General features: G+C 49.4%; 19 protein-coding genes. 4 read left to right on the top strand and 15 right to left on the bottom strand.

Going from position 1 to position 19,214, the window contains the following annotated elements; genetic code table 11:
• Positions 1–17 precede the first annotated feature (17 nt).
• From AC50X8_RS11965 to AC50X8_RS11910, 12 genes are all read right to left on the bottom strand, one after another.
• A complete protein-coding gene (locus AC50X8_RS11965) occupies positions 18–1,616 on the bottom strand; it encodes a copper amine oxidase N-terminal domain-containing protein (protein ID WP_494859659.1) in 1,599 nt (532 codons plus the stop codon).
• Between the two features lie 97 nt (positions 1,617–1,713).
• The gene (locus AC50X8_RS11960) at positions 1,714–3,375 is read right to left on the bottom strand and encodes a putative polysaccharide biosynthesis protein (protein WP_494859657.1); all 1,662 of its coding nucleotides are present in this window, start codon (positions 3,373–3,375) and stop codon (positions 1,714–1,716) included.
• Positions 3,376–3,409: 34 nt separating this feature from the next.
• Positions 3,410–4,132 (bottom strand): ThuA domain-containing protein, encoded by a 723-nt coding sequence (locus AC50X8_RS11955; protein ID WP_494879909.1) that lies wholly within the window; start codon positions 4,130–4,132, stop codon positions 3,410–3,412.
• Between the two features lie 329 nt (positions 4,133–4,461).
• On the bottom strand, positions 4,462–4,944 hold the full coding sequence (locus AC50X8_RS11950; protein ID WP_056039258.1) for a DUF456 domain-containing protein: 483 nt from the start codon (positions 4,942–4,944) through the stop codon (positions 4,462–4,464).
• Between the two features lie 7 nt (positions 4,945–4,951).
• Entirely contained in the window at positions 4,952–5,704 is a 753-nt protein-coding gene (locus AC50X8_RS11945) for a Cof-type HAD-IIB family hydrolase (protein ID WP_056039255.1), read from the bottom strand.
• 188 nt (positions 5,705–5,892) lie between these two features.
• Positions 5,893–6,765 carry a metal ABC transporter permease gene (locus AC50X8_RS11940; protein WP_046228568.1) on the bottom strand — a complete coding sequence of 291 codons (873 nt, stop codon included), beginning with the start codon at positions 6,763–6,765 and terminating at the stop codon, positions 5,893–5,895.
• On the bottom strand, positions 6,762–7,700 hold the full coding sequence (locus AC50X8_RS11935; RefSeq protein ID WP_056039253.1) for a metal ABC transporter permease: 939 nt from the start codon (positions 7,698–7,700) through the stop codon (positions 6,762–6,764). The genes AC50X8_RS11940 and AC50X8_RS11935 overlap by 4 nt, the downstream gene beginning before the upstream one ends.
• A 7-nt stretch (positions 7,701–7,707) precedes the next feature.
• The gene (locus AC50X8_RS11930; protein ID WP_056039250.1) at positions 7,708–8,487 is read right to left on the bottom strand and encodes a metal ABC transporter ATP-binding protein; all 780 of its coding nucleotides are present in this window, start codon (positions 8,485–8,487) and stop codon (positions 7,708–7,710) included.
• Positions 8,488–8,515: 28 nt separating this feature from the next.
• Positions 8,516–9,484, bottom strand: a complete 969-nt coding sequence (locus AC50X8_RS11925; protein WP_046228565.1) for a metal ABC transporter solute-binding protein, Zn/Mn family — start codon at positions 9,482–9,484, stop codon at positions 8,516–8,518.
• A gap of 196 nt (positions 9,485–9,680) precedes the next feature.
• A complete protein-coding gene (locus AC50X8_RS11920; protein ID WP_494859647.1) occupies positions 9,681–11,741 on the bottom strand; it encodes a peptidoglycan D,D-transpeptidase FtsI family protein in 2,061 nt (686 codons plus the stop codon).
• Positions 11,742–11,759: 18 nt separating this feature from the next.
• Positions 11,760–12,935 (bottom strand): transglutaminase domain-containing protein, encoded by a 1,176-nt coding sequence (locus tag AC50X8_RS11915; protein WP_494879907.1) that lies wholly within the window; start codon positions 12,933–12,935, stop codon positions 11,760–11,762.
• 53 nt (positions 12,936–12,988) lie between these two features.
• Positions 12,989–13,450 (bottom strand): hypothetical protein, encoded by a 462-nt coding sequence (locus AC50X8_RS11910; RefSeq protein ID WP_237163324.1) that lies wholly within the window; start codon positions 13,448–13,450, stop codon positions 12,989–12,991.
• Between the two features lie 227 nt (positions 13,451–13,677).
• Here AC50X8_RS11910 and AC50X8_RS11905 point away from each other — a divergent pair, with 227 nt between their 5' ends.
• Both AC50X8_RS11905 and AC50X8_RS11900 read left to right on the top strand, forming a co-directional pair.
• A complete protein-coding gene (locus tag AC50X8_RS11905; RefSeq protein ID WP_494879905.1) occupies positions 13,678–14,844 on the top strand; it encodes an MFS transporter in 1,167 nt (388 codons plus the stop codon).
• A gap of 266 nt (positions 14,845–15,110) precedes the next feature.
• Positions 15,111–15,467, top strand: coding sequence for a ribonuclease M5 (locus tag AC50X8_RS11900; RefSeq protein WP_056040085.1), 357 nt, complete (start codon positions 15,111–15,113; stop codon positions 15,465–15,467).
• Here the strand turns inward: AC50X8_RS11900 and AC50X8_RS11895 are convergent.
• From AC50X8_RS11895 to cyoE, 3 genes are read right to left on the bottom strand one after another with little or no spacing between them, the layout of a single operon-like run.
• Positions 15,464–16,408 carry an AEC family transporter gene (locus tag AC50X8_RS11895; protein ID WP_056039239.1) on the bottom strand — a complete coding sequence of 315 codons (945 nt, stop codon included), beginning with the start codon at positions 16,406–16,408 and terminating at the stop codon, positions 15,464–15,466. The genes AC50X8_RS11900 and AC50X8_RS11895 overlap by 4 nt on opposite strands.
• A gap of 2 nt (positions 16,409–16,410) precedes the next feature.
• The gene (locus AC50X8_RS11890) at positions 16,411–17,031 is read right to left on the bottom strand and encodes an SCO family protein (protein ID WP_056039236.1); all 621 of its coding nucleotides are present in this window, start codon (positions 17,029–17,031) and stop codon (positions 16,411–16,413) included.
• A 40-nt stretch (positions 17,032–17,071) separates the two neighbouring features.
• Positions 17,072–17,971, bottom strand: coding sequence for a heme o synthase (cyoE, locus tag AC50X8_RS11885; RefSeq protein ID WP_081418958.1), 900 nt, complete (start codon positions 17,969–17,971; stop codon positions 17,072–17,074).
• Between the two features lie 212 nt (positions 17,972–18,183).
• Between cyoE and AC50X8_RS11880 the strand changes: the two genes are divergently transcribed.
• Positions 18,184–18,606 carry a cell wall hydrolase gene (locus tag AC50X8_RS11880; RefSeq protein WP_056039230.1) on the top strand — a complete coding sequence of 141 codons (423 nt, stop codon included), beginning with the start codon at positions 18,184–18,186 and terminating at the stop codon, positions 18,604–18,606.
• 53 nt (positions 18,607–18,659) lie between these two features.
• On the top strand, positions 18,660–19,205 hold the full coding sequence (gene gerQ / locus AC50X8_RS11875; protein WP_494859745.1) for a spore coat protein GerQ: 546 nt from the start codon (positions 18,660–18,662) through the stop codon (positions 19,203–19,205).
• Positions 19,206–19,214: the final 9 nt, after the last annotated feature.

The following is a 19,214-nucleotide window of genomic DNA, read 5'->3' as shown; positions in this document are numbered from 1 at the left end:
TTGTTCCTTCCTCCTTCTTATCCAACTTCACGTTCAATGACTAAATATTTCTCTGTATCATAATAAGATTCCCATTTCAAAGATGCGCCAAGCGACTTTGCAAGGTTGCGGGCAGGAACATAAACCGCACCTCTTACCGTAGTTGCCGGATACGACCATTTCACCGACTTGCCATTCACAATGGCGGTATCGCTGCCATTTTTCACTGTAATCGTCGTATCAGTCGCCTTGTCAAATAGCGTCAGCTGCTTCGTCTTCTTGTTGTAAGAAATCGTAGCTCCAAGCTGCTCCGCCACATCGCGCAAAGGCACAAGCGTAATATTCGTAGGGGTTATGATCGGCGGATTGCCATAATCCTGTGTATATAATGTAGCCGTCTGGACACCTACATGGAACGTATTTTTGAGCAGATCATAAGCATATGAGCTTTTATCAAACCATTGCAGTGTTTCATAGCCGTTCAGGTCGTACATATCATCCAAATTAATGGCATTTTCGCTCACGACTGGAGCTTCCGCCTTCACCGCTTCGTTCACATTCCATTTTTGGCTTTCGGAGCGAATGACGATGCTCATTTGCGTCTCAGGCTCGGTATCGCCAAGCGTAATGGTTGCCTCGACTACTTGCTTGCGAATGTCCAGCTTGCTGTCCACATAAACATCTGTCTTGAGCGATGTATTCTTGTTGAAGAAAGATTCCAGGAAATAGCCGTCCTCCTCTTCCTCCAACGCTTGCAGCTCCTCCTGCAAGTATGCAAGCTCTTCTGCAAGGCTGTCTGCCATTTCTTTAATCGTATCCTCTTGTGTAGGGCCATCAAGCACAACCGGTTGGTCAAAAGGATTTACTTCTCCGATCGCTTCCCATACTTCTGGATGACTGGAAAGCACTTCAACGAAGCCTTTAACCATATTGTCCAGTCCCGCACGATCGTTTACGAGAACATCGACATATTTTTTAATCCAAGTCCAAATAGCCGGACCATCCAGCTCCGTATGAACTTTCATCAAGGATACCGATTGGCCATTAATCGATTCCTGCACCGCATTTACAGAAATTTGATCGGGATTAGGCAAATTATTAATAAAATAGCCGCTTATGGCATCGATCACTTCTTTGCCCAGCTCTACGAGCGAAGCGTCTGCCGGACCACCCGTTACGGACTGTCCAATCGCGCCGGAAACGCCCATTAACGAAGGCAAGCCGGCTTCACTCATATCCAGAGCAAAGGGCTGCTTCGCCCCTTCAATTTCTACGACCGCCGTTGTATCGGACATTTTGAGTGAAAAGCCAATGGAAATCGTGTCAGCCAGCAGAAGCTTACCGCTGTAAGATACATGTGTGTCGTCCTGTACCTTGATGTTTGTAAGCTCAAGCTTTGCGCTGTTGATCAATTTCATAATCGCCAATTCATCTTCGTCCATGTATTCAAGGTCTTCCTCGCTCAAATTCAATTGCAGAGACAACGTCTGCTCGCCCTCATAAGAAGTAACCTTAAGCGAGTTCGTAATCGCCTTATTTAGATCGACACCGCTAATAGCCTGACAGCCTGCGACAAACACAAGCACCAATGCCAGCAGCAGGGCGCCCCCTTTTTTTATGCTCCCCAGCTTTTTCAATGTACGTGACCCCTCTCGCCAACAAAATAAAAATGAATAAATTCCTCTTCATTGTACAGGAGCCTAGGACCCATGTAAATGTATGGAAACTTACGTTTTACACCGCAGCGCGGCCAGTCAGCCTGAACAGCTTGGCAAACAGCTTGCGAAGCGGTCCTGGGAATGTTTTCACATCTTCCGCTGTCACGACGCGCAGCAAGATAAGCAGACCCAAATACAAACCGCCAATTACGACGCCCGCCACAATGAGAGAAATCAGATAGGCCAGCCTAGCCGGCAGCTCAGAGCCTTCTAACAGCCATCTGAGTCCTTTGTCCACTCCCCAGCCTGCTGCCATGGAAAGGAGTACGGCAGCGATATAAGGCATCCAGCGGCGACCGAGCACGTTGAATTGCACATAGGTGCGAATCGATTGCAAATTAAACCAAGTAATAAAAATAAAACAAAGCGTTGATGCAGCAATAAGCCCGTAAATACCGAATATCGGAGCCAATACGAAGCTGGCCACCAGCTTGAGTCCAATGCCAATTAAGGTGTTATACATCGCTAACCGCGGCCTGCCAAGCCCCGACAATACCGAGTTGCTAATCATCATCGTCGCCTGGAAGATCGTACCCGCTGTCAATGCCGCCACAATGCCGCTGCCTTGCGGTCCTGTGAACAGCAGCCCTGTAACTGAATAGGCCAGAACCGCAAGCGTCAGCGCTGCTGGAATGCCGGTAAACAGCACAATACGCATAACGAGCGACGTTTGGCGATTCACCTCTGACATATTTCGCACGGAAAAGGCAGAAGATATAACCGGAATAATCGAAGTGCTTAGCGCTATCGCCAAAATCGGTGGAATGCCGGCAATGGATTGCGCTTTTCCCCCAAAATCCGCCAATATCTCGATTGCCTGATCATAGCTGTAAACTCCCGCTCTCAATTTCATGAGCAGGTAATTATCAACCATATAAATGAGTTGTACCGTTATAGCGGTAACGACAATCGGGATTGAAATTGAAAATATTTCCCGGTAAATGGCGCGAAAAGGAATACGGGACGCTTCCGCTTTTTGTAAAGCGATCGTTTTTGCAGCTTCGCTCTCCGCTGGCCATGTATCCATTTCCAGCTTGTCGGTCCGGCGCAGCTTGACTGCGTACCACACCATGACCAGAATAGCACCTATCGCTCCAAAAAAGTTGCCGAAGGACGCTGCTGCTGCTGCCAGCTGATCTCCCCAGCCCCAGGCGAGTACGAGAATCGCCAGGCCGACGCCGACCACAACGCGCATAATTTGCTCCATAATTTGCGAGAGCCCGCCCGCCATCATCAGCTGGCGGCCTTGAAAATAACCGCGCATCATGGCGATTAGAGGAAATAGGAGCAGCGTTGGCGCTATCGCCCGAATAGCAAATACCGCATCAGGCAAATCTTGAGAAACGGCCAGCTGCTCTGCAAAAACATACAACAACGTAGACAAGATGAGTCCTGTTACCAAACCGAACAAAAGCGCCGCCTTATAAATGCGCTGCGCTTCCTGCTGGCGGCCGAGCGCGTAACGCTCGGATACCATTTTGCTAATGGCACTTGGGATACCGCCTGTTGCTACAATAAGTAAAGTTAAATATAAATTGTTGGAGACGGTAAAGCTCGCCAAGCCTTCTTTGCTCAGCATATGCTCCAGCGGCACACGCTGGAAAATACCGAGCATACGGGCAACCAGCGCAGCCATGGCTAAAATCAGCGTTCCTTTAATAAGTGAATCTTTCTTCATAGCGGGTATGTCTCTCTTTCTTTCGAATGCAGGATTATGGTTTCACGATCGGTTCAAGCGGCTGGTGATTGCCACGGAATGGTACACCGGCGTTTGAGGGCTTCGCCCAATGAACCGCATTTTTGATCACTTGGAGCACTTGTTCATTGTAATATGTCGGATGCGTTTCATGACCGGGACGGAAGTAAAAAATCTTTCCTTGGCCGCGATAGAAGGTGCAGCCGCTGCGGAACACCTCGCCGCCCTCGAACCAGCTCAAGAAGATGAGCTCATCCGGTGCGGGAATATCGAAATGCTCGCCGTACATTTCCTCATGCTCGATGGTAATGTACTCAGGCAATCCAGCGGCAATCGGATGGGCTGGACTCACGGTCCAGATACGTTCTTTCTCGCCTGCTTCGCGCCATTTCAGATCACAGGTAGTGCCCATCAATTTTTTGAAAATTTTCGAAAAATGGCCGGAATGCAAAACAATGAGCCCCATGCCTTGCATGACCCGCCCATGCACACGTTCAACAATCGCATCATCGACTTGATCATGGCCCATATGTCCCCACCAGATCAGGACATCTGTGTTGTTCAGGCGTTCTTCGGTCAGCCCGTGTTCTGGCTGATCGAGTGTAGCCGTAGCGATTTCAAATGAATCGGTGGCGATGCCGGTTGCCAGAGCATTATGTATCCCATCCGGATAAATGCGCTGCACCTCTTCGTGCACCTTCTCATGCAAAAACTCATTCCAGACCGTCACCTTAATCATTGATTGTCAGCTCCCCCAATTATAATAAAACGATTTCAAAACGTTGTTGGACATGTTTATCTTAATAGTTTATGGTTTTGTCTTTTGTACGATCTTTTAAAGTTTTTGATTTTCCCCTTAAAACAGCGACGGATTGTCCGAGCTGTTTTGAGTGAAGGTTGTTGATGAAAAGGGCGGAGCGGAGTAAAAGGTTTGGATTTGAGAAGCGGAGCGTTCGCCTTTGCCCCAGAAATTATACCGCTGAGCGGATATATTCAAAATTTCTGGGGCAACAGCGATCGAAAACCAAATCTTTTACGCAGCGCAGCACTATTTTCATCAATCGCCCTTTAAACAACCAGCCAAACAATAAAGAGCACAATCATGATGGATTGCAAAATAACCTTCACCACAACGCTCGACAGCAGCCCGACCAGCGAGCCGATGCCGACCTTCGTTACATGCTTCCATTCCTGAACGACGAACAGCTCGCCGATAACCGCGCCCACGAACGGACCGATAATTAGACCGAATGCTGGAATAACGAATGGTCCCAAAATAAGGCCGATGGTGCTGCCGATTATAGAGGCTTTGGAGCCGCCATATCGCTTGACGCCCCAGGCGCTGACCGCATAATCCGCTACGAACAAGGCAACGACGATGAGCGTCTGCAGCGTCCAAAAGACCCAGCCGAACGGCTCAAACGTAATGCACAGCCCGTACGCAAAAAAAGCGGCGTAAATGGCAAGCGCCCCCGGCAAAATCGGATAAACCGTACCCGCCATGCCGACAATAAATAAAATAATAACGAGCGACCAGCCTAAGATGTCCAAGCTGTTTTCATCCCTTCAATACGTATTTCTTAATAATTTCGGCAACGCCATGCTCATTATTCGACAACGTAATGACGTCAGCTGCTTCCTTAACTGCATCTTGGGCATTGCCCATTGCCACGCCAAGACCAGCATCGCGAATAGCTGCGATGTCGTTCAAGCTGTCGCCAACCGCAACGACCTGTGACATTTCGATGCCCATAACTTCACAAAGCTCGCTCAGCGCGCTTGCTTTCGTAATGCCTTTCGGATTCATCTCCCAGTTGCTCGTGGAGGAGTTCGTAATTTCAAGCGCATCCCACTCGCTGACTTCCTCGTAAATCTTCTTAAGCACGACATCATCTTCGGTGTAGTAACCGAATTTGAGCCAATGATGAGCTTCATAATCATCCGCTGGCGTAATCCATTTTTCCAAATTATAAATGTCCTTCGTGCTGTACGCCCAAAACCAGGTGCCTGCGTGCTTTTGGGCAATTTTATGCAGCCTTTGCACATAATCTGGATCAAGCAGCGCTCTGCGGTGCAGCACATGCGGCTTCTTCCAGATCTCTCCACCATTTACCGTAATCATCGGCGTTTCAAGCTGTAATTGCTCAGCAAACGGCAAGGCGCTGCGGAAGCCGCGTCCCGTCGAGAAGCTGACCGTTATACCCGCATCAAGCGCCTTTCTAATCCACAAAGCATTTTCATCGCTAATTTCACTCAGTTCATTCAGCAGCGTCCCATCCATATCGAGTGCTACTAATTTATAATCTGCCATCGTTACCTCCTGCATTTGCTGCATAACATCATATCTTGATGCAATACAGCCATTTTATCATATTTTAAGCGTAAGCCAAACGATCCTGCTCCACTTCAAAAAAATAAAGGCCAACCGCAAAATTCCGGTTGACCTTCATCCCCGCTGCGTTTTTAAACGCAGCTTCAGAAAAGTTCGCATATCGCGTACTACTGTGCTAATCGGCGCAAACGCCATTTTTTCCAAATGACGCCGTGGCTAGGCGAGAACAGCAGTGCCAAGATGAACAGCACACCGGCAGCACTAACGATACAGCCTGCAATCGAGGCATCGAGCACAGTCGCCACGCCATATCCAATGAACGTGCTGGCAATGCCCACACCTGCGCTCATGGCGATCATGACGCTCAGCCGTTCCGTTAATAAATAAGCGGTCGCAGCAGGAATAACCAGCAGCCCGACAACGAGGATAGCCCCTACGCTCTCGAAGGAGCTGACCGTCGCCATCGACACGAGTCCCATCAATAAATAATGGAACAAGGCAACGGGAATGCCGCAAGCTGCCGCAAGCGCAGGATCAAAGGCGCATAATTTGAACTGCTTATAGAACAGCCCAATGACGACTAAAATGACCGTTAACGTAATGCCAAGCAGCCATACTGCTATCGGCCCCATACTGACGCCGTTCAGCGTCCACGTATTCCAATGCACATAGGCAATTTCACCATATAAAATCGCATCCTGATCGAGATGCACCTGGCGGGCATACAAGCTCACCAGCAGCACCCCGGTAGCAAACATCGCGGTAAATACAACACCAATGGAAGCATCCGATTGAATGCCGCTTTGCTGAAACAGCTGAATAAGGAACACAGCGAGCAAGCCGCAGGCCATAGCAGCCAGCATCATGACGAGCGAATCCCGTGAGCCGCTGATCAGAAAAGCAATAACGATACCCGGCATAACCGAGTGGCTAATCGCATCGCCGATCATCGCCATTTTTCGCAAAACGAGAAAAGCCCCCAATATGCCGCAGCAGCTGGCGACAAGCGAGCCCGTTAGCAGTATCCAAAAATCGCTCATAGCGTCGCTCCCCCTTCTAGCTGCCGCTCCTTATGTCCCTGCTCCTCATGGATGCTCCGTGCAACCTTGAGCCGCAGCATCCGTTTCGCGAGCAATCCTCTACGAGGGCCAAACAAAATCGAAATAAGAAATAATGCCGTTGCCGCAAGCACCGTCAGCGGGCCCGTTGGCAAATTCGAGCCAAGCGAGCTAATAATCGTGCCGATTCCGCCGCTTAAAGCGCCGAACACGCCAGAGATGACAACCATGAAGCCAAGCTTATCCGTCCAATAACGAGCCGACACCGCCGGTGTAATAATCAGCGCGGCCACTAGCACAACACCGACCGCTTGAATGCCCACTACTACAGCCACGACCATCAAAAACATAAGCAATTGCTCGATTAAAGCAACCGGATAGCCAAGTCCGCGCGCAAAGCCGGGATCGAATGATACAAGCTTGAATTGCTTGAAAAATAACGTACAGACCGCGATGAGCGATAAGCTCACAATCGACATCGTAAGTACATCGGAGCCAACCATCGCGGCCGCCTGACCAAATAAAAACTTATCCAGTCCTGATTGATTGCCATATTCGCCATGCTGAATAATCGTTAATAATACGATACCGAAGCCGAAAAAGCTGGATAGCACAATCCCCATTGCCGCATCATGCTTAATCCGCGAATTTCGCGTAATCCAGCCGATGCCGAACGTCGCGACAAGGCCAGCTGCCCCTGCTCCAAGCAGAAAAAACAGCAGTGATTTTGTGCCTGTCAGCATAAAAGCAATACAAATGCCGGGCAGTGCCGCATGGGCAAGCGTATCGCCCATCAAGCTTTGCTTGCGCAAATAAGAGAAGCAGCCGATGACGCCACTGCTTAAGCCAAGCAGCGTACAGCTTAGAAAAATCCACTGCATATTCGGATCTTGAATCAGTCTCCACAACGTTTCCATCTCAGCCTCACCCTTTCGTGACAGCAAGCCGGGCATTTCCGCCACGCTCAAGAAAGGCAAGCCGCCCGCCATAGGTTTGCTGGAGCATTTGCTGTGTAAATACTTGCTCGGTTTTGCCGTATGCCTGAAGCTCTACATTAAGCAGCAGCACGGAGTCAAAATATTCCTCGACCGTCGCCAAATCATGATGAACGACGATAACGGTCTTGCCCTGCCGTTTCAGCTCTTGGAGCAAAGTAATAATCGCTTTCTCGGTTGCAGCATCGACGCCTGCAAATGGCTCATCCATGAAATACAGCTTGGCGTCCTGCACAAGCGCCCGCGCCAGAAATACCCGCTGCTGCTGGCCGCCGGACAGCTGGCTGATTTGCCTTGTGGCGAAATCCGCCATGCCGACCTTCGCCAAACATTCCATCGCAAGCCTGCGCTCCTTCACTCCAGGGCGGCCGAACAGGCCCAGATGGCCGTAACGGCCCATCATGACCACATCCAGCGCATTCGTCGGGAAATCCCAATCGACCGACTCGCGCTGCGGCACATATCCGATCAGCCTACGCTGCTGGCGGTACGGCTTGCCATAGATCAGTACTTCCCCGCTGAGGCGAGGAATGAGGCCGAGCGCCGCTTTCATGAGCGTGGACTTGCCCGCTCCGTTCGGCCCGATTACGCCAATCAGCTCTCCTTCCTCTATGGAGAAAGATACGCCGCGCAGCACCGGTTTTTTCTGGTAAGCTACGCTTAAGCCTTCAATGGTCAAAGGAGCTGCCGTTTTCAAATGATTTTTCATAGTAGCCATCGCCTCTCACTGCGTCTTGTTATTTGAGTGCATTTACAATTGTATCTACGTTATGTTTGACCATACCGATATAAGTACCTTCTTCCGTTCCCGGATCGCCCATGGCGTCGGAGAACAATTCGCCGCCAATCGTCACTTCATGTCCCAATTGACGAGCACCCTCGATAACGGAATCGATGGATTTGCGCGGAACGCTGGATTCGATGAAGACCGCTTTGATTTGTTTCTCAACGAGAAAATCCCTCAGCTCGCTCACATCTTTCGACCCATACTCAGACATCGTATTCATTCCCTGTAGGCCTGTGACCTCTAGGCCATAAGCTGCGCCGAAATATCCGAAGGCGTCATGCGCCGTTACGAGAATTCTTCCCTTTTCAGGAATCGTTGCGATTTGCTCACGGGCATATTGGTCAAGCTCCTCAAGCTTCGCCAGGTAAGCCTCCGCCCGTTCCTTGTAGGCCGCCTCGTTCGCTGGGTCCTTCTCCACTAGCGTATCGCGCATAACCTCGGTTGCAGACATCCACAGCTTTACATTAAACCAGATATGCGGATCATGCGATGTCGAATCGCCGCTTGGATTGCCATGCAGCTCCGACTCTGGAATTTGCGAGGATACCGCAACCGTTGGCTTTTGCTTCTCCAGCTTCTCGAACATCTCTCCCATTTTCCCCTCCAAGTGCAAGCCGTTATAAAAAATAATATCCGCTTCATCCAGCTTCTTCACATCGCCTTGGGATGCTTTGTATAAATGCGGGTCAATGCCTGACCCCATAAGTCCTGTTACAACTACGTCGTCTCCTCCAACCTCTGCCGCCACATTAGCGATCATTCCGGTCGTCGCCGTGATTTTTAATTTCCCATCTCCACTTGCCGTCTCGCTGCCACCGCCGCTTGCGCACCCTGCCAGTACAACTGCCGATAAAGCCAAAAACATTAACGTCATAATTAACCTCTTTAATGCCGAATTCATTTTACGCTGCTTCTTCATGCTTTCAATCTCCTATCCATCTAATTGTTTTAATTGATTTGATTTTATTTTGCCTATGCGAATGTAAGTTAGCTAAGCGCCTCTTTGTTTATATTATACAAAAAAGTTTCTCTAGTGCAACATTTTTTTTTAAAAAAAGACCTTTTCCCCAGCAGCGCTGTTGAAAAAGTCTTTTAAAATAAGCTATTAATCTCGATTATTGCACCGTTGTTTCCGTTCCGGCAGCATCTGTCTCGGTCGAAGCCGCGACATCCTTTGCCTTTCCAGGAGTGCCGTTCAGACCAACTTCATAATCATAGGCATCAAAAATTTTACGGGCAACCGGCGCTGCCGCCCAGCCGCCAAAACCACCGTCCGGCATAATGACTGCAACCGCGAGCTTAGGATTGTTAGCAGGAGCATACGCGATAAACACACCGTTATCCGCGGTTCTGCCTTTAACGGACGATTGTGCCGTCCCTGTTTTACGATTAAAGGTGTAGCTTACACCATCGAAGCCTTGCACGCCAACTTTCCCCATGCCTGTCTCGATTTCTTTCCAATACGCATCAGGAAGGTCTACTGTATTAAGCACCACTGGCTCAAAAGCCTGCACAACATTGCCCGAGGAATCCTTGATTTCATTCACGAATTGAGGCTTCATGCGCTTTCCATGATTAGCCAGCATTGAAACATATTGTACCAATTGCAAGGCGGTATAACGAGCCTGTTGACCGAATGAGGCACGAATAAGTGCGGATTGCGCACTTGCTGTCTCAAATTCGTGATAGTAATCGACGCTGCCTTTTTTCTCCATGCGAAGTCCGCTTTCTGTAGAAACGCCTAAGCCGAATTGCTTCATGTATTTATCCCATACATCAATCCCTTCGACACCGGGATATTTTTGGTTCAGCCTGCTGCCGACCATTGAAGCCATAAAAGGGTTGGATGATTTCTCAATCGCTCTTGCCGGATCAAGCGCCCCATAGACGTGACCGCCAGCATTTCGGATTGGAACCTCATGACCTGCTTTACCAAATGTAAACAAGCCTGTATCGTTGTAAATCGAATCTGTACTAAACAAACCTTCGTTTAAGCCAATCAAAACGGAAAGCGGCTTGAGCGTCGATCCAGGTGGAACGAGGGAAGAAGGATGGCTTTTGCGTTCCTCGTCCGAATCGTATTTAGGATATACCTCCGTAATCGTTCCATTGTTTACTACATTTTCAATATTGTCATAATCCTTCTGGCTAATGCTGCCTCCAGCCCAAATGTTCGGATCATAGTCCGGCATGCTAGCCATTGCGACTACTTTGCCTGTCTCCACTTCCATCGCTACTGCAAAGCCGATTTTCGCATAAGGCGCACGTTCAGCAGATAATGATGAAGTACTGATTTTCTTAATCTGATCCATAATGGCCTGCTCTGTAGTTTGCTGCACGCCCCGATTAATCGTCAGGTAAAGGTCATCGCCTTTTTCCGGATTCGTTATTTGTACAGGACCAACGATAACCTCCTGGTTGTTGACCGGATAGCTCTTCAGCCCATTTTTGCCACGCAATATATCCTGGTACAATAACTCAAGCCCGTCAAACCCAACCTCTTCATCCTCCAAGTATTGGAGCTGAGGGTCTTTTTCCTGAGCTTTTTCCCCATAAAAATCCAAGTTTTCTCTTACACCTTTATATTTTTTCAAGTAACCGACCAGTTGAACCGCAGTCGTATCCTGACTATAGTGACGTACGCTTTCCTCCATAATATCTAGACCGACAAAGCTGCTTTTATTGCCGAGAAAATAAGCAATTTCATCATTCGTCAGCCCCGTTTTAATCCGTCTCGGCGTTGAAATCGTATTGAGCCTAAACCCTAAATCCATCTGCATAATGACATCTTCCACTGTCATTTTCAATTCTGAATCTCCGTATTTATCAAACACCTCTACGAGCCTGGTCGCTTCCTCAGTAGCAAGCTTCTTAAGCTCTGCCGTTTTATAATTCGGCGGAATGCTGAAATAAAGCGACTGCGTCGAAGTCGAATACGCAATGGCTTTCCCTTCCGAGTCATAAATATTGCCGCGAATCGGCGCGATTTTCACATTGCGTGTGCTTTTCTTGCTGCCCGCCGCACTAAGCGTCGGTCCTTCAACAAACTGCAAAATAGCCAATTGAATAATCAATACGCTGAACAAACCGAAGACAATAAAGAAAAATAAGTTCAGGCGAAAGGAGAAATGGCGTTTATTATTAATTTCCCTTTTCTGTGGATCATCCGTCAACATGCTCACCTCAATTATGAATTAAATACTCAGCTGCTTATCCCGAATATGCGTCTGGTCAAAATCCGGCGAATTAAACCAATCGCCCGAAGAAGCCCAAGTGGCATCCAGCGGCAGCCATTTCCCGTTGATTAATACTTCATTCCATGCATGGGGGCCGAAGCCGCCCTTCCCATCTGCGCCAAGCCCCGTTACGACCCGTACCTCGACGTCTACCGCTCGCGCCATCATGTCATACAATCTCGCAACATCGATGCAAACACCTTTTCTCGTATCAAATGTGTTTTGCGGAGACTGCTCCTGCCAAATGCCCTGCTCTTCGTAATTGCGGGCCTTGTCCCAATCATAAGCAATTCGCGTACCTAGCCACGCATACAGCGCTCTTGCCTTCTCCTCATCGGTCGTTGCATCCTTGACGACCTGTACCGCCGCCTGCTCAATGTCTGCAGGAATGGCATAATCGATCACTTCGTATTTTCGCTGTAAAATATTTTGGAACTCCGCCTGCATCGCCTCGGCCAAAACAGGCCCGCGTCCAGCGAGCATATCGCCCGCCACCGGCTCAAGCAGCACTGCTGCCTGCATATACAGAGGCGATTGCTTAATCGTCTGTGCGCCAACGCCATTAGGCAGCAAGGACACATACACGAACAGAACGCCAATGATTATGAAGGCTCGGCCTGCGCCATGGATGCCTCCTAACACAGCTCCAAAAACGCGGCTTGCCGCCCGCTGCCTTGGAAGCATCATCCGTCGCTCCTGTCGTCCATCCTCGCCTGCTTGAGCCCTTCGCCTAAATATGAGCTCAAACAACGGGTTCAGCCCGGAGGCAGCTACTCGCAGCAGCAAATAAATGAACAAAAACAGCACGACAAAACGCAGCAGCGCAAAATCCCTTATACTCGTTATCAACGTGTACCAAACCTGCTCAATGGACCCCAGCGCTCTGCCCGGGACGATGACATGCTTCCTCAGCATGTCGGCTGCGACTGGAGAAAGCTTTCCCGCCCAATGCGACGCGAGGACAAGACAAGCCACAATGACGATGCTTTCCCACACAAAAAATAAAAGACGCCTCGCCGATCCCGATGCGCCTCTAATCAAACCCTGAATGAGCGAGACGAGGAGCACCAGGAGCACGACAGCTGTGACAGGCTCCAACATGCTTTGGCCGCCTGTCTGAATCCATTCCGTCATTCCGATAATCCCCCTCATTCATTGCTCAAAAACTTTATTTATAGTAAAAGTGCTTATTGTTTGTTTTGTTTGGCTTGATCAATAATCGATTGAATCGTCTCGTCAATTTGCAGTTTAAACAAGTCATTACCGCGGTAAGATACGGAAACCTCATTCGTTCCCGGCACGCCAGTCAGTGCTACGCTATCTGTAGCGACCGTATAGGAGCCGTCTTCATTTGTCGTAAACTTGGCGTTCTTCGCTTCGCCGATCATAGCCGAAATCGCTTCCTGCTTAAGGCTTCCCGTTGTTTCCTCCAGCTTTGTGCCAAATGCCTTCAAATCCTCCATCGTATACCCGCTGTAGACGATAACGCCAAACACAATGACGGCGACTAAAGCCCATTTCACAACGGTTTTGACGATACGGATAACAAGCAGCAGCACAACAAGGGCAATAGCAAGCACAAACCAATGGTCCTTCAGAAAATCGCTCCAAGTATTCCAATCATAACTTGAAAAATCCAAAAACTCCAACCTGACCCCTCCTATTATAACGTGCGGACACTGCTATTATCAAACATTATACCCCAGCTGCAATCCAGCGTAAACGCTAGACGCCTTGCTTTATGCAGACATATCCTGTCCGACCTTGGCGTACAAGTAAATTATATGGCTCAGGGGCATGGCCTATGAATGGAACGAGCGTGACCGTCATCGATGCACTCCCTGCTAAGCTGATAACAATCTGGAGGTGAAGCCTGATGAAAACCGCCATCTGGCTCTATTTTTTTCTGTTCGTCGCCTTTTTTGATTTGCATGCTCAATATCCGATTTTGACGCCCTTCGCCATCTCGCTTGGCGCAGCGCCTTCGTTCATTGGGCTGATGATGGGCATGTATTCCATTACGCATCTGCCTGGCAATCTCATTGCCGGCTATGGCGTGGACCGCTTTGGCAGCAGGCTGTTTATCGTCTTCAGCTTGCTTGGAGCCGGCGTCATCCTCTTGTTTCAAGCCCAAGTGACGAATCCTTGGCAGCTGCTTGTCCTTCGGTCCATTAGCGGCTTCGTGCTCGCCTTCCTTTCGCCAGCATGCCTTGCCCTGCTCGCCCGCATGACTAGCAATCGCACCGAGCAGGGCAAGCTCATGGCCGGCAACGGGCTCGTGCATACGCTGGCAACCGTCGTTTCCCCAGCAGCAGGCGCTTATATGGTGGCCAAAATCGGCTTCGCCACCGCATTTTATATGCTGGGCTGGATATTAATCGTTACTGCGATATGCGCGCTGTTTTTCATTCGCGACATCCCGGCTGCTGCCGTTCCTGTCACTTCTGCCGGAGCACAGCATCAGAAGCTGCCGTCCCCAGCGGCCGCCGATTCAAAGTCGGTTTCTTGGCTGATTTATGTATTGCCGGTTGGCATCAGCTGCGCGCAGGGCATCCTGTCCTTTGAGCTGCCGCTCATGGCGACAACGACCGCTGGCATGATGACAACAGGCTTGCTTTTTTCCGTGGTCAGCATCGGCGCATTGATTACGCTCAGCATGCTGTTTCTCAACCGTCTCTCCGCCTATCGCCGTACTTTATGGGGGGCGCTCGCACTGGCTTTAATTTATTTCACAATAGCCGCTGATTCGCCGCTGCCCTTCGCCATTATGCTGCTGCTGGTTGGCATGGCTAAAGGGATTGTCATTCCCGCCATTTCAATATTGCTTATTGAGCTAAGTGGAGGCGCACGCTACGGCCGCACCTTCTCCGCTCTGTCCATTGCCTATTCGATTGGAGCCTTTCTCGGTCCAATGCTTGCTGGTCAGCTGCGCAACTATATGTCGCCGTACTATATCGCATTTCTAGTCCTGATGCTCGCTGTGTCGATTCTCCCTTTCCACCGCCGCAGCCCGCTCGTCACACGAACCCATTTTTCATCATGACCGCTGCAAGCTTTTCCCCTTGTAATTTGATACACTGGATGCAAGGTGAAACGGCTGTTGCCGTCTTTTGGCGGCGCGGCGCGTTTCAGTCCGAGAAATATAAGCCTAATTATAAAGGGGAAACTTATAAATTCTTATATTTCAAGCGTAAACGGCTGAAGCCGTCCTTTAGCGGTAAAGCTGCCGTTTCGCGTTGAAATATAAGCCCATTTATAGTGTGAAGCTTATAAATTGTTATATTTTAAAAAAACAAGGTGATCAGCATGATAGACATTGCGATTATTGTGGAAGGCAAAAATGATAAAAGCCGCGTCAGGCGCGTGCTTGACGAAAGCATTCCGATCTATTGTACCTACGGCACCCCGGGAACGGAGCAGCTTGAGAAGCTGCGCAAGCAAATCGCTGAGCGTCACGTTTATATTTTCACAGACAATGATTCCTCAGGAAAACGCATTCGGGGCATGCTGCGCGATGTGTTCCCTGATGCCGAACATATGTATACGCGGCGCGGCTATTCAGGCGTTGAGCATACACCCGAGGAATACGTTATCGCCCAATTGGAAAAAGCGGGATTAGAGGAACATATTCTGTATCCTCCTCCCGCTCCTGCCCCGCAAGACTAAATATGAAGTATAAAAATAACGAATGATACTGTCACAATACTGAACACCGTTGACAAAAATACCGCCTGTGAAGCAAATTCCGGCTCATTGTCGAATTCCACCGCCAGCAGCACGCTGCTCAGCGAGGTCGGCACCGAGGCCGAAACGATTAGCGCCGCTGTCGTCAGCCTGTCGAATACGAACAGTCCTGTGGCGCTGATCAACCAAATAGCAAGAGCTGCCAGCAGCGGGCCTCCTATTAGCCGAAGCCCGTTCGACAGCAGCACATTGCCAAGCAGGCGCTTGTCAAACCGCCACTTCATGCTGCCCAGCTGGACGCCGAGCGTAATGAGCGCTGTTCCAATAAAACCGTTTGCCAAATATTCAATCGGCGTTTGCAGCGGCTGCGGCATCTCTACGTCCAGCCCTTTTAATAAAAATGCGAGCGGAATGACATAAATAATCGGCATCGAAAAAATCGTCTTCAGCGTATCGCGCCATGACAGCTTATGAGCATTCACGCTGTAAATGCCGAACGTATTCGGCAAAAAGGACTGCGTCGTCATGACCAATATTTGCACCGCCAGCGTCACCGGGTTCCCCGCAAACGCCAGCTGATTGAGCGGTATGCCGTAATTGGCACTATTGTAGAACAGTACGCTGTTGCGCATGGAGCCGCGCATGCCACCTTGCAGCCCTCGCATTTTCACAACGACCTCTACCGCTAAAGCCTGCAGCAGCATGAAAATAACGACAAACAGCAGCACCTTCCATATTAGACTCATTTCTAGCTCCGTCGTACGCAGCAGCTGAAAAATGACCGCCGGCGAAAAAACATAAAAATTCAGCTTGGATAAGGTTTTGATGTCCAAAGAAAAAAGCCGCTGCATTGAGAAGCCAATAGCTATCATCAATGTAAGCGGCGCAACATTACTCCATAAAATATGATAAAAGATAGCCATCGCTATTCCTTCGCAAGCCGCTTCATATCCGCAACGATGCTTTCCGGCGTCAAATCCTCATTGCTTCCAGCAATCCATTTGCGAATTTGGCCTGTTTTGTCCACCAGAGTAATGACATTCATATGCGTAAAGCCGGTTCCTTCTTTGTCCTTAATGGCACTGGCGCCAAAATCCTGGGCGAGCTTGATGGCCGCCTGCGGATCATCCCCACGCAAAAACGTCCAGCCTTCATTGAGCTTGGCATAATTGCGCTCCGCGAACGCCTTAATAACCTCCGTTGTATCACGCTCGGGATCGAACGTAATCGAGATCATTTCGGCATCTGTGCCAAGTATGCCCTCCTTCTCCAAACCTTCCTGCACCTGTGACAACAGAAACGTCGTTGGCGGACATACATCCGGGCAATTGGCAAAATAAAAATAAACCAATCTCGCTTTGCCATTCGTCGATTCCTTCGACACGATGTTGCCGTCCAAATCCGTAAGCTCAAAGGCCGGCGCTTCTTGCAGAACCGGCATCGGCGCTTCCGGCTTAAATACATTGGTCATTAATAAATAAATGCCCATCCCCAGGCAAAGTGCCAGCACAGCGATTTTGAAGCTATGCTTTTTCAAAAAATCCATGATCCCCATCCTCCCATGAAGCTTGTCCAGAAATGATGCGCTATTTCACCGTATTAACAATCATGACGATGAAAATAACCATTAGATAATTAACCGAAATGAGAAAATTCGTTTTCGCCCATTTCTCCGTATCCTTCGCCTTCAAGCCGCGAATCGTATGTACGGCCCACAGTACACTGCCTGCAATGGACAGGATTAGAAAGACATATCCAGTGTATCCATAATAAAACATGAGAAAGCAAGTAGGTATAAGCAGTGCCACATAAGGAATCATCTGCAGCTTTGTCCGTCTAATCCCTTTCACAACCGGCAGCAGCGGGAAGCCAGCTGTGCGGTATTCCTCCACCCGTCTAATGCCAAGCGACCAGAAATGAGCGGGCTGCCATAAAAATAATAAAGCGAACATGAGCCAAGCTCCTGCATCTACTTCATTCGTTACTGCGCAATAACCGATAACTGGAGGCATCGCACCGGAAATTCCGCCAACCGACGTGCTCCATGTGGAGCTGCGCTTCAACCAAATCGTATAAATCACGATATATACGAACCATCCTAAAAGTCCAAGCCAGCCTGTAAGCGGATTGACCGCTATAAACAGCACCAATTCCCCTATGATGCCAAGCACAAGGCCATAACCAAGCACAAACATCGGGCTCATTCTGCCTGTTGGCAAGGCGCGTCCTTTCGTTCTTTCCATCTTCTGATCCAGCTCACGATCCCAATAATTATTAATGACGCATGCAGACGCCATTGTGAGCGTGGAGCCAATCAGCATCCAAAGCAGATCAAACCAGGCAATATGCCATTTGGAAGCTACCCAAAAGCCGCCAACAGCTGCAAACATATTGAGCCGGAGCAACCCTGGTTTTGTCAATGCTATCAAGTCTTTAAACACGAAGCGAGCCTCCCAGGTATGTGACACGGCGCACGTTGCGCCCATACATTCATTGGTCAATCGTTCTTAATCATACAGAAAAAACCACGTTATGACAACGCTCAAGCTTATAATTCATCAATTTGCCACTCAAAATGTGACAATAATTTTGGAACCCTTTCTCTGGGCTCACAATACACTAAGTATGTAGTTTAACGCCCATGATCATTCGCCTATCGATCGGCGGAGCGTCATTGAGGGTTGAAAGGAGCCTGCCTGTGGCAGTCATCAAGACAAATGCAGAGGATACGAAAATGCTGGCTAGGCTGATGCGCGCAGAAGCGGAAGGGGAAGGCGAGCTTGGCATGCTGATGGTAGGCAACGTTGGCGTCAACCGCGTTCTGGGCAACTGTCTCGACTTTAGAAATATTCGTTCCATTCCGCAGATGGTGTTTCAAAGCCCCGGAGGCTTTGAAGCTACACAGAAGGGATATTTCTATCAAAAAGCGCGCGATCGCGACATCCGGCTCGCCGAGCGCGTCATTGGCGGGGAACGGCAGCATCCGGCGTCGAATGCGCTGTGGTTTTTTAGGCCGGCCGCAGGCTGTCCTGGCACCTGGTACAATCAATCGAACAGCGGCCGCTTCAAAGCCCACTGCTTCTTCGTACCTACAGCAGCTGATTGTCCAAGTGTGTATTAGCATCATCGCAAATGCAGCAACTGATTTTTTATTTGGAGAGCGAGGAATTTCACATGACGAATGGTTATGGTTACAAAACAGCGGTTAGTCCGGCAAACACAGGGGGCTACGGCTACCCTTATCAGATGGGCGCGCAGCCGATGCCAATGCCAACGCCGATGCCAACACCGATGCCGGCAATGATGGGTGGCCAAATGCCTGCCATGCAGCAGGTAGCGGGCATGCAGGCGATGCAGCCAATGCCGGTTAACGTTCCTAGCGGTTCCTTCGTAACACCATCCGGAGGCAATGTGGTTACTGTTCCGATCGTAGAGGAATCATACGTAGAAAATATTTTACGGCTTAACCGCGGCAAAATGGCTACCTTCTATATGACATATGAGAACAACCGCGAGTGGAACGCCAAAACGTTCCGCGGCATTATAGAGGCAGCTGGCCGTGACCATATTATTATTAGCGATCCAACAACAGGCATGCGTTATCTGCTGCTTTCCATTAATCTTGATTATGTCACCTTTGATGGCCCAATCAATTATGAATATCCATTCCAAGGCGGCAAAATTACAAACACTACACCGCTGAGCACCAGCCGCGAATAAGGCTAACAA

The organism is Paenibacillus sp. JT22N15 (genome assembly GCF_059383755.1).
Note: the sequence above shows the minus strand (reverse complement) of the source record. Positions and strands in the feature narration are given on the sequence as shown.

What these genes read in the sequence shown, in the direction of transcription:
- AC50X8_RS11925 (WP_046228565.1), bottom strand. Translation starts at nt 9,484, where the DNA reads ATGAAGAAGCAGCGTAAAATGAATTCGGCATTAAAGAGGTTAATTATG.
- cyoE (WP_081418958.1), bottom strand. Translation starts at nt 17,971, where the DNA reads ATGGGCGCAACGTGCGCCGTGTCACATACCTGGGAGGCTCGCTTCGTG.
- AC50X8_RS11890 (WP_056039236.1), bottom strand. Translation starts at nt 17,031, where the DNA reads ATGGATTTTTTGAAAAAGCATAGCTTCAAAATCGCTGTGCTGGCACTT.
- AC50X8_RS11940 (WP_046228568.1), bottom strand. Translation starts at nt 6,765, where the DNA reads ATGAGCGATTTTTGGATACTGCTAACGGGCTCGCTTGTCGCCAGCTGC.
- AC50X8_RS11895 (WP_056039239.1), bottom strand. Translation starts at nt 16,408, where the DNA reads ATGGCTATCTTTTATCATATTTTATGGAGTAATGTTGCGCCGCTTACA.
- AC50X8_RS11955 (WP_494879909.1), bottom strand. Translation starts at nt 4,132, where the DNA reads ATGATTAAGGTGACGGTCTGGAATGAGTTTTTGCATGAGAAGGTGCAC.
- AC50X8_RS11935 (WP_056039253.1), bottom strand. Translation starts at nt 7,700, where the DNA reads ATGGAAACGTTGTGGAGACTGATTCAAGATCCGAATATGCAGTGGATT.
- gerQ (WP_494859745.1), top strand. Translation starts at nt 18,660, where the DNA reads ATGACGAATGGTTATGGTTACAAAACAGCGGTTAGTCCGGCAAACACA.
- AC50X8_RS11915 (WP_494879907.1), bottom strand. Translation starts at nt 12,935, where the DNA reads ATGACGGAATGGATTCAGACAGGCGGCCAAAGCATGTTGGAGCCTGTC.
- AC50X8_RS11920 (WP_494859647.1), bottom strand. Translation starts at nt 11,741, where the DNA reads ATGTTGACGGATGATCCACAGAAAAGGGAAATTAATAATAAACGCCAT.
- AC50X8_RS11905 (WP_494879905.1), top strand. Translation starts at nt 13,678, where the DNA reads ATGAAAACCGCCATCTGGCTCTATTTTTTTCTGTTCGTCGCCTTTTTT.
- AC50X8_RS11945 (WP_056039255.1), bottom strand. Translation starts at nt 5,704, where the DNA reads ATGGCAGATTATAAATTAGTAGCACTCGATATGGATGGGACGCTGCTG.
- AC50X8_RS11930 (WP_056039250.1), bottom strand. Translation starts at nt 8,487, where the DNA reads ATGAAAAATCATTTGAAAACGGCAGCTCCTTTGACCATTGAAGGCTTA.
- AC50X8_RS11960 (WP_494859657.1), bottom strand. Translation starts at nt 3,375, where the DNA reads ATGAAGAAAGATTCACTTATTAAAGGAACGCTGATTTTAGCCATGGCT.